Genomic DNA, 19,074 nt, shown 5'->3' on the forward strand with positions numbered 1-19,074 from the left:
GGAGTGCGGCGGGCTCGACGTACCGGCACGGCCCGCGTACCCCACACCGCACCGCGAAAAAACGGATCCGCACCACGAGCCACAACCAACCCGCACCGGGAGCCCACCACCGAACCCCACGCCCAGCACACCCCACCCCACCGAACCCCACCACCCCGAGCCCCACCTCACCCCCCACCCCCACCCTCACGCTGGTTCCGCACCCCGAGACGAGTTGGAGCACCCATGCCCCAGCACGTGCCTTCGTCGTTGCGCGCCGCCTTCCCCCGCTCCGCGCAGCGACCCCCGGCGCTCCCCCCACAGCCGCGCCGAATCGTTTTCCTCGCCCGTCGTGACTTCGGCAACGAAGCCGCGGGCGGCTCCGAACTCCTCGTCGACAGACTCGCCGAGGGCCTGACCCACCTCGGCCACCAGGTCACCCTGCTCTGCGGCGGCCCCGCCGCCTACCGCGACTACCGTGTCGTGTCGGCGGGCGGCGATCTGGGCCACTACCTGCGCGCCAGATCGGCGTTCCAGCGCCAGATCGGCGACTGCGACCTCCTCGTCGAGGTCTGCAACGGCATGCCGTACCTGGCCCCGCTGTGGCACCACGGACCGACCCTCTGCCTGGTCAACCACGTGCACACCGACCTGTGGCGGATGCGGTTCAACGGGCCGCTGGCGCCCGCCGCCCGGCTCGGCCGAAGACTCGAGCACTGGGCCCTCGCCGGCGCACAGCGCCACAACCTGCTGGTCGCCGTCTCCCCGTCGACGGCACACGCGCTGCGCGCGATCGGGGTCGAGCGCGAACGCATCCGGGTCGTGCACAACGGCGTCGAGGAGCCGGGCCCGCCCACCGAACGCTCACCGGAACCGCTGTTCCTGGCGATGGGCAGGCTGGTCGAGTACAAGCGGATAGATCTGCTCCTCCGCCTGTGGGAACGGGTCCGCCCGGTCACAGGCGGCCGACTGGTCATAGTCGGCGACGGCCCCGAACGGGCAAGGCTCGAACAACTAGCAGGCCCGGGCGTCGAGTTCAGGGGCCATGTCTCCGAAACGGAGAAGCACCGCCTGCTCTGCGCGGCCTGGCTGCTGCTGCACCCGTCGGCGGTCGAGGGCTGGGGCCTGGTGGTGACGGAGGCGGCGGCCCGCGAGACCCCGGCCATCGCCTTCGACGTACCCGGCCTGCGCGACTCGATCGTGGACGGCGAGACGGGCCTGCTGGCCCGCGGCGAGTCCTCGTTCGCGGCGGCCTGGTGCACCCTCGCCCTGTCCACTCACCGTCGCACGCTCATGGGCAAGGCGGCAGGCGACCGCGCCACCCAGTTCCGCTGGCACCGCACGGTCCGCCAGTTCAGAGCGGTGGCAACAGAGGCGGTGAGGAACTGGCCATGACGTCCGCCCGGGGGAAAGAAACAAACGCAACCCCAAACACACACCCAAGCCCAAACCCAGACGCGAGCCCAAGCCCAAACACAGGCTTCAAGGACCCATCCCTACGCCGCTCCCTCGCCCTCTTCAGAGCCTTCCGCCAAGAGCAGGCCGACCCAGAGGCCTGCTACTCACTGCTCGCACGCGACGCGGCGAACCAGGTGGAGGCATACGACGGCCCCGTGAGGGGCCGAACAGTCGTGGACATCGGCGGCGGAGGCGGCTACTTCACGGACGAGTTCAGGCGGCGCGGCGCACACGGCTATCTCTTCGAGCCGGACATGCGGGAACTCGGCCCGAAACCACCACAGGGCGCGGTGGTCGCGGACGGATACCTCCTGCCGCTCGCCGACGAGGTGGCGGACGTCAGTTTCTCCTCCAACGTCCTGGAGCACGTGGCGGATCCGCAGACCTTCCTCAGCGAGATGGTGCGGGTGACGAAACCCGGCGGCCTGATCTACGTGTCGTTCACCAACTGGCTGTCCCCGTGGGGCGGTCACGAGTGGGCGCCCTGGCACTACCTGGGCGCCGAGCGGGCCCGCGCCCGCTACAGCCGTCGTACCGGCAGGCCCGCCAAGCACACCCTCGGCGAGAACCTCTTCGCCGTACACATCGGACCCACCCTGCGGCAGGTGCGCGCCCGGGACGACGTCACGGTCGTCTCGGCGCGCTCCCGCTACTGGCCGTTCCTCGCCCAGGCCGTCGCGAAGGCGCCGGGGCTGCGCGAGTTCGCCACCTGGAACCTCCTCCTCATTCTCCGGCGGTATCCATGACCAGCACGGTCCAGGCCCCTCCCCCGGCGCGCACCCGTCCGCTCGCCCCCGACCCCGGCCCTGCCCGGGGCCCGAGGTCGCGGCGGTGGCTGCTGGGGTTCTGGGCCGTGGTGTTCGTGCTGTTCCTCGCGGTGGACCCGGGCCGCCAGACCTTCGACACGAAGCTCGGCGTCGCGCTCGACCCGTGGCAGTTCCTGTCCGACCTGGGCCAGTTGTGGCACGACCGGGGCGGCTTCGGCGGCATCGCGGACCAGTACGTCGGCTACGCCTTCCCGATGCTGCCGTACTACGGCCTGTGCGAGCTGATCAACCTCCCGGTGTGGCTGGCCGAGCGGCTGTGGATGTCACTCATCGTGGCGGTCGCCTTCTGGGGCGCGCTGCGGCTCGCCGAACGGCTGGACATCGGCAGCCACGCGTCCCGACTCCTCGGCGCGGTCGCCTACGCGCTCTGGCCGGTGTTCACGATCGTCGTCGGCTCAACTTCCGCCGCCGCACTACCCGGCGCCTTCCTCCCATGGGTGCTACTCCCTCTGACGAACGAGCGCCACAGCGCCCGGGTCGCCGCACTCCGCTCGGCGCTGATCATCCCCTTCATGGGTAGCGTCAACGCGGCCTCAACTCTCGCCTCTCTGCTACCAGTCGGCCTCTACCTCCTCTCCCGCCCACGCGGCCCCCGGCAGCGCAAGCTGATCGCCTGGTGGATCCCGGGCGTGATCCTGGCGACCGCCTGGTGGGTGGTCCCACTCCTCATGCTGGGCATCTACGGCGAGAACTTCCTTCCGTACGTGGAGAGTTCGCAGACCACGACGGACACCATGGCGGCGACGGAGGCCCTGCGCGGCGCCGGGAACTGGGTCGCGTATCTGCACTTCGGCGAGGCCTGGCTGCCGGCCGGCTGGACGGTCGCGGCGTCGGTGGTCGTGATCGTCTCGTCGGCGCTCGCGGCGGGGCTCGGTCTCGCCGGGCTGGCCCGCCGTGACCTGCCCGAGCGGCGCTGGCTGGTCCTGACCGTGCTGTCGGTCGCGCTCATCACCCTTGCCGGGTACGGCGGTTCGTTCGGCGCGCCCTTCCACGGGGTCGTCCAGGACTGGCTGGACGGCGGGCTCGTACCCTTCCGGAACATCTACAAGTTCCAGACGGGACTGGCCCTCGCCCTCGTCTTCGGCCTGATGCACCTGGTCGGCGTCGCCTCGCAGTCGCGCGGCGCCCGCCCGATCCGCGGCCGTCGATACGTGGCCCTGGTCGCGGCGGTCCTCGTACTCCCCGGTCTCGCCTGGCCCTACCTCAACGGGTCGATCCTGCAACCGGGTTCGTTCCAGCAGCTTCCCAAGTACTGGCAGTCCACGGCCGACTGGCTGGAGAAGTACTCGCCGGACTCGCGCGCCCTCGTCGTGCCCGCCACCGCGCACGGCATCTACACCTGGGGCTCGCCCATCGACCAGCCCCTCGACGTGCTCGCCGACTCCCGCTGGGCCCAGCGGGACTACGTGCCGTTCGGCACCGCGGGCAACCGGCGCGCGATGGACGCGGTCGAGCAGTCCCTGCTGACGGGCGGCGAAGTCCCGGGCCTGGCCGACTACTTGAGCCGGGCCGGCCTCTACTACGTCGTCGTGCGCAACGATCTCGACCCCGACCAGCTCGGCTACGTACCGACCACGACCGTCAAGCGGACCCTGGAGGAGTCGGGCTACCGGCGGGTGACCGGGCTCGGTCCGGTGATGACGGGCGGGCGCATCGCGGAGAACACCCCCATACAGATAGAGGGGTTGTACCCGCGGCAGCGGGCCGTCGAGATCTACGAGCCGGCGAGCGCGGACGTGCCGCGGCCCGGGCAGGCCGGGCTGAAGGCGGTCGCCGACACGGCCGTCGTCTCCGGCGGGCCCGAGGCGCTGCTGCCGCTGTCCGCCGACCCGACCATGCGCGACCGGGCCGCCGTGCTGACCGGCGACAACCATCCCGGCCTCGGCGCACCCGAGTTGCAGGTGGTGGGCGACGGACTGCGGCGCGCCGACACACGGTTCGGCCTGGTCAACGCCAACACCTCGTACACGTACACCCGCAACGAACGCAATCACTCCGGCAGCTTCCAGAACGCCGGTGAGAAGCCGCACCAGATCCTGCCGACCGAGGGCATCGGGCACCAGACGGTGGCCGAACTGCGCGGCGCACGCTCGGTTTCGGCGTCGTCGAGCGGGAACTGGATGTTCTATCTGCCGCAGTACGACCCGGTGAACGCCTTCGACGGCAATCCGAACACCGCGTGGGCCGAGGGCGCGGCGGGTTCGGCGGACGGGCAGTGGCTGCGGATCGGCTTCACGGACGAGACGGAGATCCCCGACTCGATCCGGGTCACCCCGCTGCCGCAGGACAGTGTGCGGTCGGCGCCGACCCGGGTGCGCGTGGAGACGGAGCGCGGCTCCGAGACGAGCACCCTCCAGGCCAACGGCATGCGCCAGCGCATCAAGGCCCCTGAAGGGGCGACGAGTTGGCTGAAGATCACCATCGTCGACTCGGCTGCCCGGCGCTCCGACCTGTCCGGCGCGGGCTTCTCCGAGATCACCATTCCCGACGTCCAGGTGACCCGCATGCTGCGGCTCCCGACGGACGCCGAGCGCACCGACGCGGCCGCCGAGGTCGTCTCGCTGCACCGCGCCACCGACCCGGGCGGCTTCTCGCCGACGGGCACGGAGGCCGGGCTGCACCGCCGCTGGACCTCGGAGTCGGCGGGCACGTACGAGGTGAAGGCGAGCGCGGTCCCCGTGCCGAGCGACGAGCTCGACGCGCTGCTGTACAAGGTCGCGCCCGAGCAGCGGAACCGGATCACCGCGACCGCCGACTCGACGGCCCTGCTCGGCACCGGGCTCTCGCCGCGCAACCTCACCGACGGCAGTCTGTCCACGGCCTGGATCGCCGGGGACAGCCCGACCATCCATCTGCGCTGGCCGGACAAGCAGGCCGTGGGCGAGATCGTGCTGGCTCCGGCGGGCGGGCTCTCCACCCGGCCGACGGAGGTCAACATCAGCTCGCCGGACGGCTCGACGATCGCGGGTGTCGACGAGAACGGTGTCGTCCGCTTCGATCCGATCACCACGGACCGGCTCGACATCACCATCACCGAGACGGCCCCGATGACCGTCCACAACCCGCTCGCCGACGAGGACCTGCAACTGCCGGTCGGCCTCACCGAGGCGTACATCCCGGCCCTGGACCAGTACCGCACCCCGCAGCCCCGCGGCACACGTACCTTCGACGTCCCCTGCGGAGAGGGCCCGACGCTCGCCGTCGACGACGAGCTGTACGAGACCAGCGCGAAGGGCACGGTACGGGACCTCGTCGAGCGGCGGCCGATCGAGCTGACGCTCTGCCAGGAGGGGCGCGCCGACGCGGAGTTGTCCCTCGGCTCGGGTTCGCACCGGGTCGAGGCGGGCGACGCGGGACCGCTCGCCGTCACCGACGTCACGCTGACGCGCGGCACGCTCACCACACCCACCGCGCTCGACCGTGAACTCGGCATACGGGACTGGCTCGGCGACCGCCGCGAGGTGAGCGTCGGCTCGGGCGCGGCCTCGTACCTGACGACGTACGAGAACTTCAACGACGGCTGGAAGGCCACGCTCAACGGCGAGAAGCTCGACCCGGTGCGGCTCGACGGCTGGCAGCAGGGCTGGCGGGTCCCGGCGGGCGCGGGCGGCACGGTCAAGCTGTCGTACGAGCCGTCCACGCTGTACGAGGCCGGGCTGATCGGCGGCGGTGTCGCGGTGCTCCTGCTCGCGGGGCTCGTGCTCTACCGGCGGAACTCGCCCAACACGGACGAGCCCTCGCCGGTGCCGCCGCCGCCCGGTCTGATCCTGGGCACGGTCGCGCTCACGCTGGTCGGGATCGTGATCGCCGGGTTCTTCGCGCTGCTGGTGCCCCTGCTGGCGCTGCTCGCGTGGCGGCGGCACGCCCTGCTGGTGCCCATCGCGTTCCTCGCGCTCGCGGGGGCGGGGATCGCCGCCGCGACCGGGGCCGGGGAGCCGGTCTCCGAGGGCGCGGGAGCATTCGGGCCCACGGCCCAACTGCTGGCGCTGATCGGCCTGTTCGCCGGGTTGGTGTCGGTCGGGGAGGCGTCGTACGGGGCTCGGGGACCCGGCGGGGGCCAGGGTCCCGGCGGGGCTCAGGCCTTCGGGGCTTCCGGCGCTCACGGGTATCCCGGAGCTCCCGGCATTCCCCCCAGCTCTCCTCCCAGTACTCCTCCCGGCACAAGCACTCCCGCCGCTCCGGGGTATCCCGGCGCCCCCAGGGCCAGTGCGCTGCCACCACCGGCGCCGGGGACCGAAGCGCCGACCGAGCCGCTGCCTCAGCGGCGGCGGGGTGAGAGTGCGGCGCCGGGTGCGTCCGAGTCGTCCCCGGCGCCCGAGGCACGGCACGGGATGCCCGGAGTGTCCGGGACGGAAGGTTCGGCCGGGGCGGCCGGTTCGTCCGGAGCGGCCAGTTCGTCCGGAGCGGCCGGTTCGTCCGGAGCGCCGACGGTCCCAGGCACGTCACCGACCCCCGGTCCGGCCTCTCCGGAGCAAGGAGCCGGGCCCACCTCCGGAGAGGCCGGGCCCCCGCCCGCCCCCACCGTGGCGTCCGGTCCGACGATCTCCGCCCGCGGGCCGGGGTCCGCGCAGCCGGAGCCCGACCCGCCCACCACCCGGTTCGGCTTCCGGAAGCCGAAGTTCAGGGCGACACCGCCGGAGGAGCCGAGGCCGGAACGGCCCGGAGGGGCGAGTCCCGCGGACCCCGAGGACGCCAGGCCGGCCCGACCCGAGGACGCCAGGTCGGCCCGGCCCGAGGACCCGCGGCCGGCACGACCCGAGGAGACGGGGGAAGGCGAACACACATGACCACGCTGGACCACCCGGCACGCGACGGCACGGACGGCCCCGTGAAGCCGCCCGCCCGCATCCCGTTCCCCGTGGTGGACGAGGTCGCCCGGCACTGCCTCCAGGAGGAGGAGCCGGAGACCGTCCACATCGAGGTGCATCTGCCGGGCCGTCTCGACCCGGACCGGCTGCGGAGGGCGTTCACCGGGGCCCTGCACCGCCATCCCCGCATCCTGATGCGCGAGGCGCGGCGCCCCTGGTACGGGCGGCGGTACGAGTGGGAGCTCACCCCGGACGCGGACGTGGAGGTCGTGCTGTTCCCGCCGCCGGACCGGGACGCCCTGAAACACGCCCGCGACCGGGCGCTCCAGGACGCCCCGCCGCTGTCCGCCTCACCGCCGATCCGCCTCGAAGTCGTCCGCGATCCGGAGTCCGATGACACGGCCACGGTCCTCTTCGTCACGATCAACCACACCGCCCTCGACGGTCCGGCCTGTCTGCGGGTCCTCGCCACCGCCGCCGAGCTGTACGGCGGCAAGGACAACTCCCCCGCCGCGCCCCCGACCCGTACGACGGCCGAGGCGCCGGGCGTCATCGACGCGCCCTCCAGCTGGGCACCGCCCGCGCGGGTGGCGCACGGCGCTCCCGAGCCCTCGCCCGGCAACGGCATGCTCGTCGCCGAGTTCGGCGTCCCGCGCCGGCCCAAGGGCTCCCCGTACACCGTGAACGACCAGCTCATGGTGGCCACCGCCCTGATGATCACCCACTGGAACCGGGAACACGGCGCCCGGCCGCGCCCGTTGCGCATCACTATGCCGGTGGACGACCGGACCCGCGACACGGACATGCCGATCGGCAACGGCACGCGGCTCGTCGAAGTCCCCTTCGCGCCTGAGGAGTTGGACGCCTCAGACATGGCGGCCCTGCTGCGGCGCACGGCGGACCGCACCCGTGCGCTCAAGGCGCTGCCACGGCCCCAACTCGGCCACGGGGCAGCTCTGTTGACGGCCCCGGTGGTCCCGGTGGCCTGGCGGGCCGCTTTCACCCGGGGGCTGCGGAGGGCCGCCGGGCCCTGGACGTCGACCACGCTGCTGAGCAACATCGGCCGCATTCCCTACGCCCTCGACTTCGGTGAGGGGGCGGGGCGCGCGCACGCGGTGTGGTTCTCGGCGCCGGCCCGGATGCCGCGCGGGCTGACGGTCACGACGGCGTCCACGGCGGGCCGACTGCACGTGGCGTTCCGCTGGTCCCGCACGCTCCTCAGTCACGGCGACGGCTCCCATCTCCGCGACCTCTTCGAGCACTACCTGCACGCGACGGAACACGCCACGGAGAGTGCCCCATGACCACGGCTCCGCCCCGCAGCCCGTCCGGCGGCCAACCTGCGCACGGGCTGCGGGACTTCTACGAGGACCCGGCCGTGCCGGTCGCCTCCGGCGCGCCCCGCAGTCTGCGCCAGGCCCGGATGCTGGCGGCCGCGCTCGGCCCGGCCACGTCCGGTGCGCGGACGGTCCTCGACATCGGCTGCGGCGACGGCTCCGCGGCCGCCACAGCGGCTCCGCTCCTGGCCGGCCATCGCATCGTCGGCGTCGACTGGTCCCAGGACGCCCTCAGACGCGCCCACGCACACCTGCCGTACGCGGTACGCGGCGAACTCACCGACGGCGGGCTGCCGTTCAGGTCCGCCTCCGCCGACGCCGTCCTGTTCAGCGAGGTCGTCGAACACCTCGTGGACCCGGACGCGGCGCTCGACGAGATCCACCGGATCCTCCGCCCGGGAGGTCATCTCATGCTCTCCACACCGAACTTGGCCGCCTGGTACAACCGCGCCCTGCTGCTCGCCGGTGTCCAGCCCGTCTTCTCCGAGGTGAGCCTGCGCGCCATCCACGGCCGCCCCGGCAAGGAGGTCGTGGGCCATCTGCGGCTCTACACGGCCCGCGCGCTGCGGGAGTTCGTGACCGCGTCGGGCTTCGAGGTCGTACGGCTGAGGGGCGCGCCCTTCCACGGCGTGCCACGGCCCATGCGCCCGCTGGACCGGCTGGCGTGTGCCGTGCCGTCGATGTCCTCGATCCTGCTCCTGCACGCGCGAAGGACGTAGACCATGTGGTGGGGGGTGGCCGCGGCCCTGCTCGCGAACGTGCTCTACAGCACCGGATTCGTGCTGGAGAAGCGGGCGTTGGCGGCGATGCCCCAGGTGACCGTCCGGCAGCCCGCCCGGCTGCTGCGGCTGGTCCTCGGCAGTCCGCTGTGGATCGGCGGCTCCCTCGCCCTGGCGTCCGGCTTCGGCGCACAGCTCGTCGTCTACCGCACGCTGCCGATCGCCGCCGCGCAGGGCATCTTCGTCTCCGGCCTGGTGATCCTCGTGCTGCTCTCCTCGGTGCTGCTCGGCGAGGAGACCTCGGGTCGCGAGCGGTACGCGATCGGGGCGATCCTCGTCGCGCTGCTCATGGTCGTCCTCTCCCTCAAGGAGGGCTCCGACACGGTCAGCCGCAGCGCCCCCGCCCCGCTGATCCTGCTCGTCTGCGTACCGTCGCTCGCGCTGGGCGTCTGGCTGTACGCGTCCGCCGAGCGCCGCGCCCGCCACCGGCACCGCATGCCGACCACAGGCGTCGAATACGGCGTGGCGGTGGGCCTGTTGTACGGGGTCAGCTCGCTGGCCATCAAGGGCGTGTCCAGCTACCTGACATCAAGTGGCCTCGGCGGTGCGGTGGTCGATCTGCTCCGCTCCCCGTACCCCTATCTCCTGCTCTTCACCGGCGTGTTCGGCCTGGTGATGTCGCAGGCGGCGCTGCAGCGCTGCCGGGCCTCGCTGATCGTGCCGGTCTGCACGACGGTGACCTGCCTGTTCACCGCGGTGCTCGGCACGCTCGCGTTCGGCGAGTCGCTGCCCGAGGACCCGCTGCGGCTGGCGCTGCGCATCGGCGGCACGGCGCTGGCGGTCTCCGTACTCCTGGCGATGCCCAAGCACGACCCGCCGGCCCAGCCTGGTCCACCTGCACAGCCCGGTCCGTCGGCACAGCACGGTCCACCGACCCAGCCCGATTCACCGGAAGAGCCCCAACCCCCGCCCCCCACAAGGGAGTTGACCACTGATGAACCCCGACGACCCGTTGCTGAAGATACTGGCGTGCCCGCTGGACAAGGGGCCGCTGCATCTCCTCGAAAGGGAGACGGAGGGCCCGGAGAGTACTGAGGGTCCGGAGAGCACTGAGGACGCTCTCTACAACCCGCGTCTTCGCCGCCGCTATCCGATCGTGGACGGCATCCCGCAGCTCCTCCCGTCCTCCGGCGAGCAGGTGACGGACGACGAACACGAGAACCTTCTGAAACGGATGTTGACCCCATGACCCTGGCAGCCCGTCTGGCCCCCTTCGTGCCGGTGCGGCTGGTCGCCGCCGCCGCCCGGTTCGTCTATCCGCGCTTCGAGCCCGAACTCGCCCGGCTCGGCGATCTCTGCCCGCCCGGCTGCGGCACGGCGGTGGACGTCGGCGGCTGGTACGGCCCCTGGACGCGCCGGCTGTCGCAGCGGGCACACCGCGTGGTGACGGTCGAGCCTGTCCCGCATCTGGCCCGGCTGCTGACCGCCGCGACGCCCGGGAACGTCCGGGTGGTACGGGCCGCCGCGAGCGACCGCCGGGGCACGGCCCGTCTCTGGCTGCCGTCCGGCGACCAGGGCGACCGGGGTGTCTCCTCACTCGTCCGCCGGGACATCCACGCCCGCGCCCTGGACGTCCCCTGTCTCACCCTCGACAGCCTGAACCTCCACGACGTCGGCTTCGTCAAGATCGACGTGGACGGCAACGAACTGGCGGTGCTGCGCGGCGCGACCACCCTGCTCACCCGGGACCGCCCTGCCCTGTTCATCGAGCTGGAGGCCCGCATCCAGCCGATCAGGCCCGTCGTGTCGTTCCTCGCCGAGCGCGGATACAAGGGCTGGGTCCTGCCCGACGACACCTGGCTCCCCCTCGCCTCCTTCGACCTGGAGTCCCACCAGGCCCATGCCTCGCATGTGGTCTCCCAGGGCCTACTGCGGCGGGTGCTGGCCTTCCGGAGCCCGGGGTACGTCCGGTACGTGAACTCGGTGCTCTTCCTCCCGACGGGCCGCACCCCGGGCGACGCGCACCGCGCGGGACACGTACGCCACGATGGGACGCATGCCTCCCGCCAAGCGACCCGATAGGCCCGCCGGCCCGTTCACCCCGCTCGACTTCCAGCTGGTCCTGCTGCGCCGCATGGCCGACCACAACCCGGACCTCGTGGAGGACGCCCGCCACGCGCTGGGCGTCTCGATCGCGGACATGCGCGAGGCCAACCGGCATTGGCAGGCGATGCGGCATGTGCCGCGGGGCCGGGGGGCGGTCTCCCGCTACCGCTCGATCCTGGGCGAACCGGAGTCGGTGACGCCCCGGCAGATCGGCGACCTGCCGTGCGAGGCGCTCCTGTGGCCGGTCCCTCTCTGGCCCGACCTCCGCTTCGAGGTACTGGTGGCCCCGAACGGCGCGGCCTGGAACGAGTGGCTGGTCCGCGCGCCGGGCGCCCCCTCCCCCGAGCTGCGCACCTTGGAGGACCTGACCCCGTGGTCCTGCGCGGTCGACGAGGCGGCCCGCGCCTTCGCGCCCGCCCGGCCTCTGGAGGGGTCGGCGCCGACGCGGTGGGGGCTGGCCTTCACGGCACCGGACGCGTCGGGCGTACCGCACGACTGCGTGGCGGAGTTCACGTGGGGGCTGCTTCAGCGGGTGGCGTTCACGGGGGCGCGCGGCTGACGTCCGGGGCCGGGCTGCAGCTGTGGGCCAACGGGCATGGGGCCACGCCTGTAGGCCAACAACCGTTGGCCTACAGGTGTGGACCCACAGGCGCGGGCCAACAGACGTGGACCCACAGACGTTGGCCTACAGCCGCGGGCCAACAGGCGCAGGCCAACAACCGTGGACCAACAGGCTCAGGCCAACAACCGTAGGCCAACAGCCGTGGGCAAACAGACGCAGGCCAACAGCCGTGGGCCTGGCAGCGGCGAGGCCGTCAGCCGGCGGTGGCAGCCTTGACGATCGCCTCGGCGACCACCGGCACCGAGGCCTCGTGCAGGAACAGGAAGAGATTGGGCTCGACGAGTTCCAGCTCCATGACGCGGGGCGCCCCGTCGTCGCCGTCCACCAGGTCCACGCGGGCGTAGAGCAGTTCGGGAGCGTCCGGGACGGCGGCCAACGCCCGTTCCGCGACGGCGAGTTCGGCGGGACTCGGCTCCCACGGGCGGAGGTCCGGGTGCGGGACCTTGTCCGCGTCGTAGGCGGTGCCGGGTTCCAGGACGGCGCCCTTGCGGATGGCGTGCAGGAAGCGCCCGCCGTAGAACAGCAGGGCACGTTCGCCCACCGTGTCGATGCTCCGCATGTACGGCTGCACCATCGCGGTCAGCCCTTCCGCGTGCATCCACTCCAGGTGGCGTACGGCCCTCTCGTGGTCCTCGGGCGTATAGCGGGCGGCGTTCCGGGCGCCCGCCCCCGAGGTGGGCTTGACGACGTACTCGCGGTCGGCGGGCAGGTCGGCCGGGTCGCCGGGGGCGAGGTACCGGGTGTCGACGACTGGCACCCCGGCGGCGGCGAGGTCGCCGAGATACCGCTTGTCGGTGTTCCAGCGGACGACGGCCGCGGGGTTCGCCAGGGCCGTCAGCGCCCCGCACCGCTCGGCCCACGCCACGAACTCGGCGGCCCGCCAGCTGTAGTCCCAGGTGGAGCGGATGACGGCGAGGTCGAAGCCGCCCCACTCGACATCGGGGTCGTCCCAGCACACGACGGCGGCGTCCGCCCCGGCCCGCTCCACCGCGTCCGAGAGAACGGGCAGGTCACGGTCGTACCCGGACTCCGCGACCTCCCGGCAGGTGACGAGTGCGATGCGGGCGGCGGTGCGTGCCACGGCGGGCTCCTCATGGGTACGTCGGCTCCGGTGATCCCGATCGCAGACTAACAACCGACCCGGGAACCGGATCGGGCCGCTTGACCTTCACCTTTGGGGAGGCCACAGCATCGGTGGCGAGACGAGGAACGACGGACCGGCTGCCCCACTGGCCGGTCGGCTGCTCATGGGGGTGCGCGTATGGAGATGCTGACGATCGGGGCGTTCGCGAGGGCGTCACGGCTGTCGCCGAAGGCACTTCGGCTGTACGACGAGCTGGAGTTGCTGCGTCCCGCGCGGGTGGACCCGGAGACGGGGTACCGCTACTACGCGCCCGAGCAGTTGGAGCAGGCACGCCTGGTGGCGTGGCTGCGGCGGCTGGGCATGCCGCTGGCCGGGATCCGCGAGGTCTGTGCGCTGGAACCCCCGGCAGCGGCGCGGGAGATCCGCGCGTTCTGGGCGCGGACCGAGTCGGAGACGGCGACCCGCCGTGACCTGGCCGCCTTCCTCGTCGACCACCTGTCGCGAACCGTCCCGAGAGACCCGAGCGACCCAACAGACCCGAGTTTCCCGGGCAACCCGAGTAAGGACACCACCATGCTGGAACTCCGCTACTCCGCCCTGTCCGACACCGGCCTCGTACGCCCCGCCAACCAGGACACCGCGTACGCGGGCACCCGTGTCCTGGCCGTCGCCGACGGTTTCGGGTCCGGGGGCGCGCCCGCGAGCAGCGCGGCCGTCGAGGCCCTGAAGTTCCTCGACGACGAGCCGCTCCCCGCCGGGAGCGTCCTCAACCTCCTGGAGGACGCGGTCCAAGGCGCCACCCAGGCCGTCCAGGAGGTGGCGGGCCCGACGAACGAGATCGGCACCACCCTCACCGCCATGGTGTGGACGGGCTCCCAACTGGCCCTGGTCCACATCGGCGACTCCCGCGCCTATCTCCTCCGTGACGGCGGCCTCTTCCGGATCACCCACGACCACACGATGGTCCAGTCGATGCTCGACGAGGGCCGACTGACCCCGGAGGAGGCCACCGCTCATCCCCAGCGCGCCCTGCTCCTGAAGGCGCTGACGGGCGGCGGGCCCGCACCCGCCCCTGCCCCCGACGTCCGCCTGCACGACGCCCTCGCCGGCGACCGCTATCTGCTGTGCTCGGACGGGCTGTCGGCCGTCGTACCGGAAGCCACCATCAGGGACACGCTCGCGGCGGCCTCCACACCGACCGAGGCCGCCCAGGCCCTCGTCAGGGCGGCGAACGACTCCGGCGGCCCGGACAACGTGAGTTGTGTGGTGGCGGACCTCGTGGACGCTGGATCCCAGTAGGTTCCTCACGAGGTCTCGGCCGGCGGTCACCGGTCCGCGATCACTGTTCCGCGATGTCGAGGGTGACCTTCGACAGTGGACAGCCAACGCAGGTCAGTACGTACCCGTCGGCCTTCTGCTGTGGCGTGAGGCAGTTCGGCTCGTTCTGCGTGACCTCTCCGCCGCGAAGCCGCACCATGCAGTCGCCGCAGTTCCCGACCGTGCAGGAGTACGGCATCGGCAGCCCCGCGGCCAGTCCGGCGTCGAGCAGCGTCTGGCCGGGCTCGACCACGACCGTGCCGACGGGGCGCCCGTCCTCCTCGACGGTCATCTCCTGCGGCGCCGTCGCCGCCACGGCCTGGGTGGCCGCGCCGCTGGTGTAGTGCTCCTGGTGCACCAGTTCGTCCGGGACTCCGAGCCCGGCAAGTACACCCTGGACGGCGTCCATCAGCGGCCCGGGACCGCAGGTGTAGTAGTGGGCGCCCGGGGCCGGGGAGAGGCCGGTGACCCAACGGTGTACGCCGTCCGCGTCGAGCCGGCCGTCCCGGCCGGTCAGGACGTGGGTGACCGACAGCCGGCCGGGATTGTCCTTCGCCAGCCGGGTCAGTTCGTCGGCGAAGATGATCTCGTCCGCGCTGCGGCTGCTGTAGAGCAGCGCGATCCGGTCGCGGCCCGGCCGAACGGCGAGCCGCGTCCGGATCATGCTCATCATCGGCGTCACACCGCTGCCCGCCGCGACGAGCACGATCTCGTCCGGGGCGTCGGAGGCGTCCGGGGTGTCGGAGGCGTCCGGGAGTTGCGGCCCGGCGTGGAAGGACCCCGACGGGCCGCGCACCGCGAGGCGGTCCCCGGGGCGCAGACTCCGGTGGACGTGGGTGGAGAACCGGCCGCCCTCGACGTGCTTGACGGTGACCTCCAGCCGGGACGAACCGGGCGCCGACGAGGCCGAGTAGGCCCGCCGCACCGGGCGGCCGTCGATGTCGGCGACGAGCGTGAAGAACTGGCCGGGCCGGAAGTCGAAAGGTCGCGGCTCTGCGCCGGCACCATCCGGTACGAGGTCCTCCAGTACGAGGGTGACCGCGCTCGGTGTCTCCTTGCGCACCTCGGCGATGCGCACCTCCCGCAGCGGCCTCTCCGTCGCTCCGGCCCCGGTTCCTCCGTCGTCGTCGGCAGGGCGTCGGCGCGGGAAGAAGCCACGGCGCCGCCCGCCCGCGCCGGGTTCGACGTCCTCGTAGCCCTCCTTCCGCAGCCCGGAACGGTAGGCACGGTTCATCACCAGCCGCAGCAGGCGGGCCATCCCCGGGATGGCCCCGACGGCCTTCAGCAGGAACGCGGGTGGCCCGCCCTCGGCGGCGGCCGAACCGGCGGCGAGGTGTTCTCCCGCCAGCGCCATCAGATCCGGCACCGTGCCGTGGTCCACGTGCGCGCCGGGGGTCCACAGGCGCGAGCGCGCCACGGCGTCGTTGCCGGTCACCTCGGCGTGCTCGACGTCGATGAGCAGCGCCAGGTGCGGGGGCATCCCGCGCAGCGCCATCGTCTCCAGCAGCGCGGAATCGTCGGTGATCGCGCCGCGGCCGCGGACATGCAGCACACCGGTGCGCCCCGGGACGAGCGCGGCGAACGAGAGCCGGTCGTCCTTCAGCAGGTTGTGGAGCGTGTCGGCGCGCTTGTTGCCCTTCCGGTCCGGGACGACGAGCGTGCGGCCGTCCAGGATCCGCGCCACCTCCTGCCGGTCCCCGCGCGGACTCGTGTCGCTCCCGCCGGAGCCGTCCCAGGTGGACAGGGCGAGGAAGGGCGCCGCGGCCAGGAACTCGGCGACGCCGGGCCGGCGCAGGGGTCCGTCACCCGCGAACTCGGCGGCCGAGGCGGCAGAAGCGGCAGAAGCGGCAGAAGCGAACGGCTCGGCCGGGGCCGGCGGCTGCCACAGACGGGACCGGAGGACGGCCTGTGCGCAGTGCACGTACGCCTCCGCGATGTCGACGGTCATCTCCGCGCCCTTCCGCGCGGCCACCGAACCGTTGACGCGCAGGATCTCCCCGACGCCCGGCAGGAGGAAGAACAACGAGACCGGACCGTGCGGGTCGCCGGGTTCGGGCAGAGAGAACGAGATCCGCGTGGGCGAGTGGACGCGTACGAACCCCGGTGTGCCGCCGATGAAGGTCGTTCTGCTGGTCCCGTCGGCGTCCCGGTATCCGAAGGCCGCGATCGGACACCGGGCGAGGACGGTCCGGCAGCCCTCGTCGAGGGCGCTGATCTGCTTGAGCATGACCGCCGACGCCGGGAGGCCGACGGTCGACTCGACCTCGTCCACCGTCGTCAGCCGGCGCAGGGCGCTCGGCAGGTTCTCCCGCACATCGGGCGTGGCCTTGTTTTTGCAGGTCATGGCACTATTGTGAGCAATAGCTCAGCTCTTTGGCTACTCGCTTTTCGCGCCTTGAGGAGGACCCCGGATGACGTCGGCCGACCGCCGTCTTCAGGCACGTCGCAAGCCCCGCCAGGTGCGCGCGGAGCTCACCCGCGACCGCATCCTCACCGCCGCTGCTCACGTTTTCGCCGAGCACGGTTACGCGGCCGGCACCACCAACCGCATCGCCGAGCGCGCCCGCGTCTCCATCGGCTCGCTGTACCAGTACTTCCCGAACAAGGACGCCATCCTGGCCGAGCTGCTGGTGCGGCACATCGACCGCGGCACATGGACGCAGGCCGACCAACTCGACCTGTCCGCCGGAAGCCTGGAGGCGACGGTGCGGGCACTGGTCCGCGACGCGATCGACAACCACCGCGACGATCCGCAGCTGCTGCGGATCATGATCGAGGAGGCGTCGTTCTCGCAGGAAGTGCTCGACACGATCGAACGGCACGGAGAGAAGCGCGTCGGTCAGGTGCGCGATCTCCTCGCCCGGCACCCGGATGTCCACGTGCGGGATCTCGACACCGCGGCCGAACTGATCGTGACCACAGTGGAGATGAACACGCACATGCTCATGGCCGGCCCGCGGACCATCCCGGTCGAGTCGTTCGAGAGCGAACTGGTGGCCATGGTCACCCGCTATCTTCGTGGCGATCAGTAGCGGGACCAGTGGCAAGGTCGGAGACGGGACTGGGGACGGAACCAGGAACGGAACCAGGAACGGGATCAGTGGCGAGGCGGGCGCGGAACGCTAGGAGACATCCGGCAGTCGGCGCGGTTCGACGCGTTCCTCGACGGCCGTGTCGCCGTCGCGGGTCACGATGTACGCGCCCTTGCCGGGGACTTCGGTGACCGCTTCGACCAGTTCGGTGCCGCGGTAGACCAAACCCACTCCGTCGTCGGTGCAGTGGGTGGTGGGGAGCGTGCCGTTGGCGACGAGTTCGTGGACCAGGGGGCGGCGGCCCGCGTCGGTGTCGTAGTGGACGCCGTTGCCGTAGGGGAGGAAGCCCAACGCGTCGGTGACCGGGCGGAGTTCGGGGCCGAAGGAGTCCGTGGTGCCGCCCCGGAACCAGCAGATCGAACCCGCGCTGACACCGCTGAGGACGACGCCCGAGCGCCAGGCCCGGCGGAGGATGCCGTCGAGGCCGTGCACCCGCCAGACCGCGAGGAGGTTCGCCACCGAGCCGCCCATGACCCAGACGACGTCCTGGTCGAGGACGGTGCCCTCGACGTCGTCGAGGTTGGGCATCGGGAAGAGCTGGAGGGGCGTGAGCTCGAAGCCCGCCACGCGTGCGGCCTCGGTCATACGGGCCGTGAAGTGCTCCGCGTCGCCTATGGCCGTGCCGACGTAGAGGACGCGGGGGCGGCGGCCGTGGGCGCCCGACAGCTCGACCGCGTGATGCACAAGGGAGTTGAACGTCACCATGGTCCGGCCGCCCCCGGCCCGGTGACCGCCGGAGGTGGCGAGGATGGTGGGCTCTCGCCCGTTCACAGGGGGAACATGGGGCATGGTGCTGGACGCGGTCATGGCACCGGATCCTAACCACGGCCCGAACCACGGCCCTCAGAGCGCCTGTTCGTCACCACCGCCGTCAGAAGCCCTGTTCGTCGCCACCGCCGTCACAGGCCCTGTTCGTCGTTCTCCTCCGGGTCCCAGTCCAGCAGTCGTACCCTCGCCACCGTCTGCACGTGCCGGCGCATCGCGGCGGCCGCCCGGCCCGGCTGCCGGGCGACGATCGCGTCGAAGATCGCGCGGTGCTGGGTGAGCGAACGGGTGGGGCGGCTCGGCTGGCGCAGCGACTCGTGGCGGCTCTCGGTGATCTGGTCGGCGATGGAACGCATGAACTCGGCGAGGATGCCGCTGTGCGCGGCGGCCGTGACCGCCGCGTGGAACAGCCGGTCGCCCTCGATTCCGTGTCCGCCCGCCTGGATCTCGTCCCGCATGTGGACGAGGGCGGAGTCCATGGCGGCGACGTCCTCGTCGGTGCGGCGCTCGGCGGCCAGCTCGGCGAGCTTGGTCTCCAGGGCCTCGCGGGCGTCGAGCACATCGGGCAACCGGCGGCGCCGCTCCACGAGTTGCTCCACCGGTTCGGCGTCGAGGGTGTCGCGGACCAGGTAGGTCCCGCCGCCGTGGCGGACCTCCACCAGGCCCTGCACCTCCAGGACCACGATGGCCTGCTTCACCGAGGCGCGGCTGACGCCGAGACGGGCAGCCAGGTCACGCTCGGGCGGGAGCCGGTCGCCGGCACCAAGACCGCCCTCGGCCGCGTAACTGCGCAACCGGTCGAGGACCTGCTCGTACAGGCGCGGCTTGGCCGCCATCGGGCGCAGCGCGTCGGTCATGCCCGTCCCCCTTGTCACCTCTTGCGGGTGGTTCGTCCCCCTGTGGGCGCAGCGTAACACCGGGGGTGACCGGCTCAGCGCCCCTGTGGGTAAGTGGCCCAGT

General features: G+C 72.2%; 15 protein-coding genes. 11 read left to right on the plus strand and 4 right to left on the minus strand.

From position 1 onward, the window contains the following. Positions 1-225: 225 nt before the first annotated feature. Genes ACIBEI_RS16760 through ACIBEI_RS16800 form a run of 9 tightly spaced genes read left to right on the plus strand, consistent with a single transcriptional unit; the run spans position 226 to position 11,793 of the window. Positions 226-1,374: a glycosyltransferase family 4 protein gene (locus tag ACIBEI_RS16760; protein WP_398889319.1), complete on the plus strand. Its 1,149-nt coding sequence runs from the start codon at positions 226-228 to the stop codon at positions 1,372-1,374. After that, positions 1,371-2,183 (plus strand): class I SAM-dependent methyltransferase, encoded by an 813-nt coding sequence (locus tag ACIBEI_RS16765; RefSeq protein ID WP_398889321.1) that lies wholly within the window; start codon positions 1,371-1,373, stop codon positions 2,181-2,183. Before ACIBEI_RS16760 ends, ACIBEI_RS16765 begins: the two co-directional genes overlap by 4 nt. Beyond that, a complete protein-coding gene (locus ACIBEI_RS16770) occupies positions 2,180-7,051 on the plus strand; it encodes an alpha-(1->3)-arabinofuranosyltransferase family protein (RefSeq protein WP_398889323.1) in 4,872 nt (1,623 codons plus the stop codon). Before ACIBEI_RS16765 ends, ACIBEI_RS16770 begins: the two co-directional genes overlap by 4 nt. Next, on the plus strand, positions 7,048-8,376 hold the full coding sequence (locus tag ACIBEI_RS16775; protein ID WP_398889325.1) for a condensation protein: 1,329 nt from the start codon (positions 7,048-7,050) through the stop codon (positions 8,374-8,376). Before ACIBEI_RS16770 ends, ACIBEI_RS16775 begins: the two co-directional genes overlap by 4 nt. Beyond that, the gene (locus ACIBEI_RS16780) at positions 8,373-9,128 is read left to right on the plus strand and encodes a methyltransferase domain-containing protein (protein ID WP_398889327.1); all 756 of its coding nucleotides are present in this window, start codon (positions 8,373-8,375) and stop codon (positions 9,126-9,128) included. Before ACIBEI_RS16775 ends, ACIBEI_RS16780 begins: the two co-directional genes overlap by 4 nt. Positions 9,129-9,131: 3 nt before the next feature. Then, positions 9,132-10,223, plus strand: a complete 1,092-nt coding sequence (locus ACIBEI_RS16785) for a hypothetical protein (RefSeq protein ID WP_398889329.1) — start codon at positions 9,132-9,134, stop codon at positions 10,221-10,223. Next, positions 10,123-10,377, plus strand: a complete 255-nt coding sequence (locus ACIBEI_RS16790; RefSeq protein ID WP_362074652.1) for a Trm112 family protein — start codon at positions 10,123-10,125, stop codon at positions 10,375-10,377. Before ACIBEI_RS16785 ends, ACIBEI_RS16790 begins: the two co-directional genes overlap by 101 nt. After that, the gene (locus tag ACIBEI_RS16795; protein WP_189838017.1) at positions 10,374-11,210 is read left to right on the plus strand and encodes an FkbM family methyltransferase; all 837 of its coding nucleotides are present in this window, start codon (positions 10,374-10,376) and stop codon (positions 11,208-11,210) included. Before ACIBEI_RS16790 ends, ACIBEI_RS16795 begins: the two co-directional genes overlap by 4 nt. After that, a complete protein-coding gene (locus tag ACIBEI_RS16800) occupies positions 11,176-11,793 on the plus strand; it encodes a hypothetical protein (protein WP_398889332.1) in 618 nt (205 codons plus the stop codon). The genes ACIBEI_RS16795 and ACIBEI_RS16800 overlap by 35 nt, the downstream gene beginning before the upstream one ends. Positions 11,794-12,049: 256 nt before the next feature. On the opposite strand, the gene ACIBEI_RS16805 is transcribed toward ACIBEI_RS16800, so the two are convergent. Further along, the gene (locus ACIBEI_RS16805) at positions 12,050-12,937 is read right to left on the minus strand and encodes a RimK family alpha-L-glutamate ligase (protein ID WP_398889334.1); all 888 of its coding nucleotides are present in this window, start codon (positions 12,935-12,937) and stop codon (positions 12,050-12,052) included. 180 nt (positions 12,938-13,117) lie between these two features. Between ACIBEI_RS16805 and ACIBEI_RS16810 the strand changes: the two genes are divergently transcribed. Then, the gene (locus tag ACIBEI_RS16810) at positions 13,118-14,239 is read left to right on the plus strand and encodes a MerR family transcriptional regulator (protein WP_398889336.1); all 1,122 of its coding nucleotides are present in this window, start codon (positions 13,118-13,120) and stop codon (positions 14,237-14,239) included. Between the two features lie 40 nt (positions 14,240-14,279). Here the strand turns inward: ACIBEI_RS16810 and ACIBEI_RS16815 are convergent, their stop codons facing one another. After that, positions 14,280-16,601: a 2Fe-2S iron-sulfur cluster-binding protein gene (locus ACIBEI_RS16815; protein ID WP_398889338.1), complete on the minus strand. Its 2,322-nt coding sequence runs from the start codon at positions 16,599-16,601 to the stop codon at positions 14,280-14,282. A 67-nt stretch (positions 16,602-16,668) separates the two neighbouring features. Between ACIBEI_RS16815 and ACIBEI_RS16820 the strand changes: the two genes are divergently transcribed. Continuing rightward, on the plus strand, positions 16,669-17,289 hold the full coding sequence (locus ACIBEI_RS16820; protein ID WP_398889340.1) for a TetR/AcrR family transcriptional regulator: 621 nt from the start codon (positions 16,669-16,671) through the stop codon (positions 17,287-17,289). Positions 17,290-17,379: 90 nt separating this feature from the next. Here ACIBEI_RS16820 and ACIBEI_RS16825 read toward each other — a convergent pair whose 3' ends face one another. Beyond that, positions 17,380-18,156: a Type 1 glutamine amidotransferase-like domain-containing protein gene (locus tag ACIBEI_RS16825; protein WP_398889342.1), complete on the minus strand. Its 777-nt coding sequence runs from the start codon at positions 18,154-18,156 to the stop codon at positions 17,380-17,382. 92 nt (positions 18,157-18,248) lie between these two features. Beyond that, entirely contained in the window at positions 18,249-18,971 is a 723-nt protein-coding gene (locus ACIBEI_RS16830) for a FadR/GntR family transcriptional regulator (RefSeq protein ID WP_398889344.1), read from the minus strand. Between the last annotated feature and the right edge of the window lie 103 nt (positions 18,972-19,074).

The organism is Streptomyces sp. NPDC050988 (genome assembly GCF_044456225.1).
GTDB lineage: Bacteria > Actinomycetota > Actinomycetes > Streptomycetales > Streptomycetaceae > Streptomyces.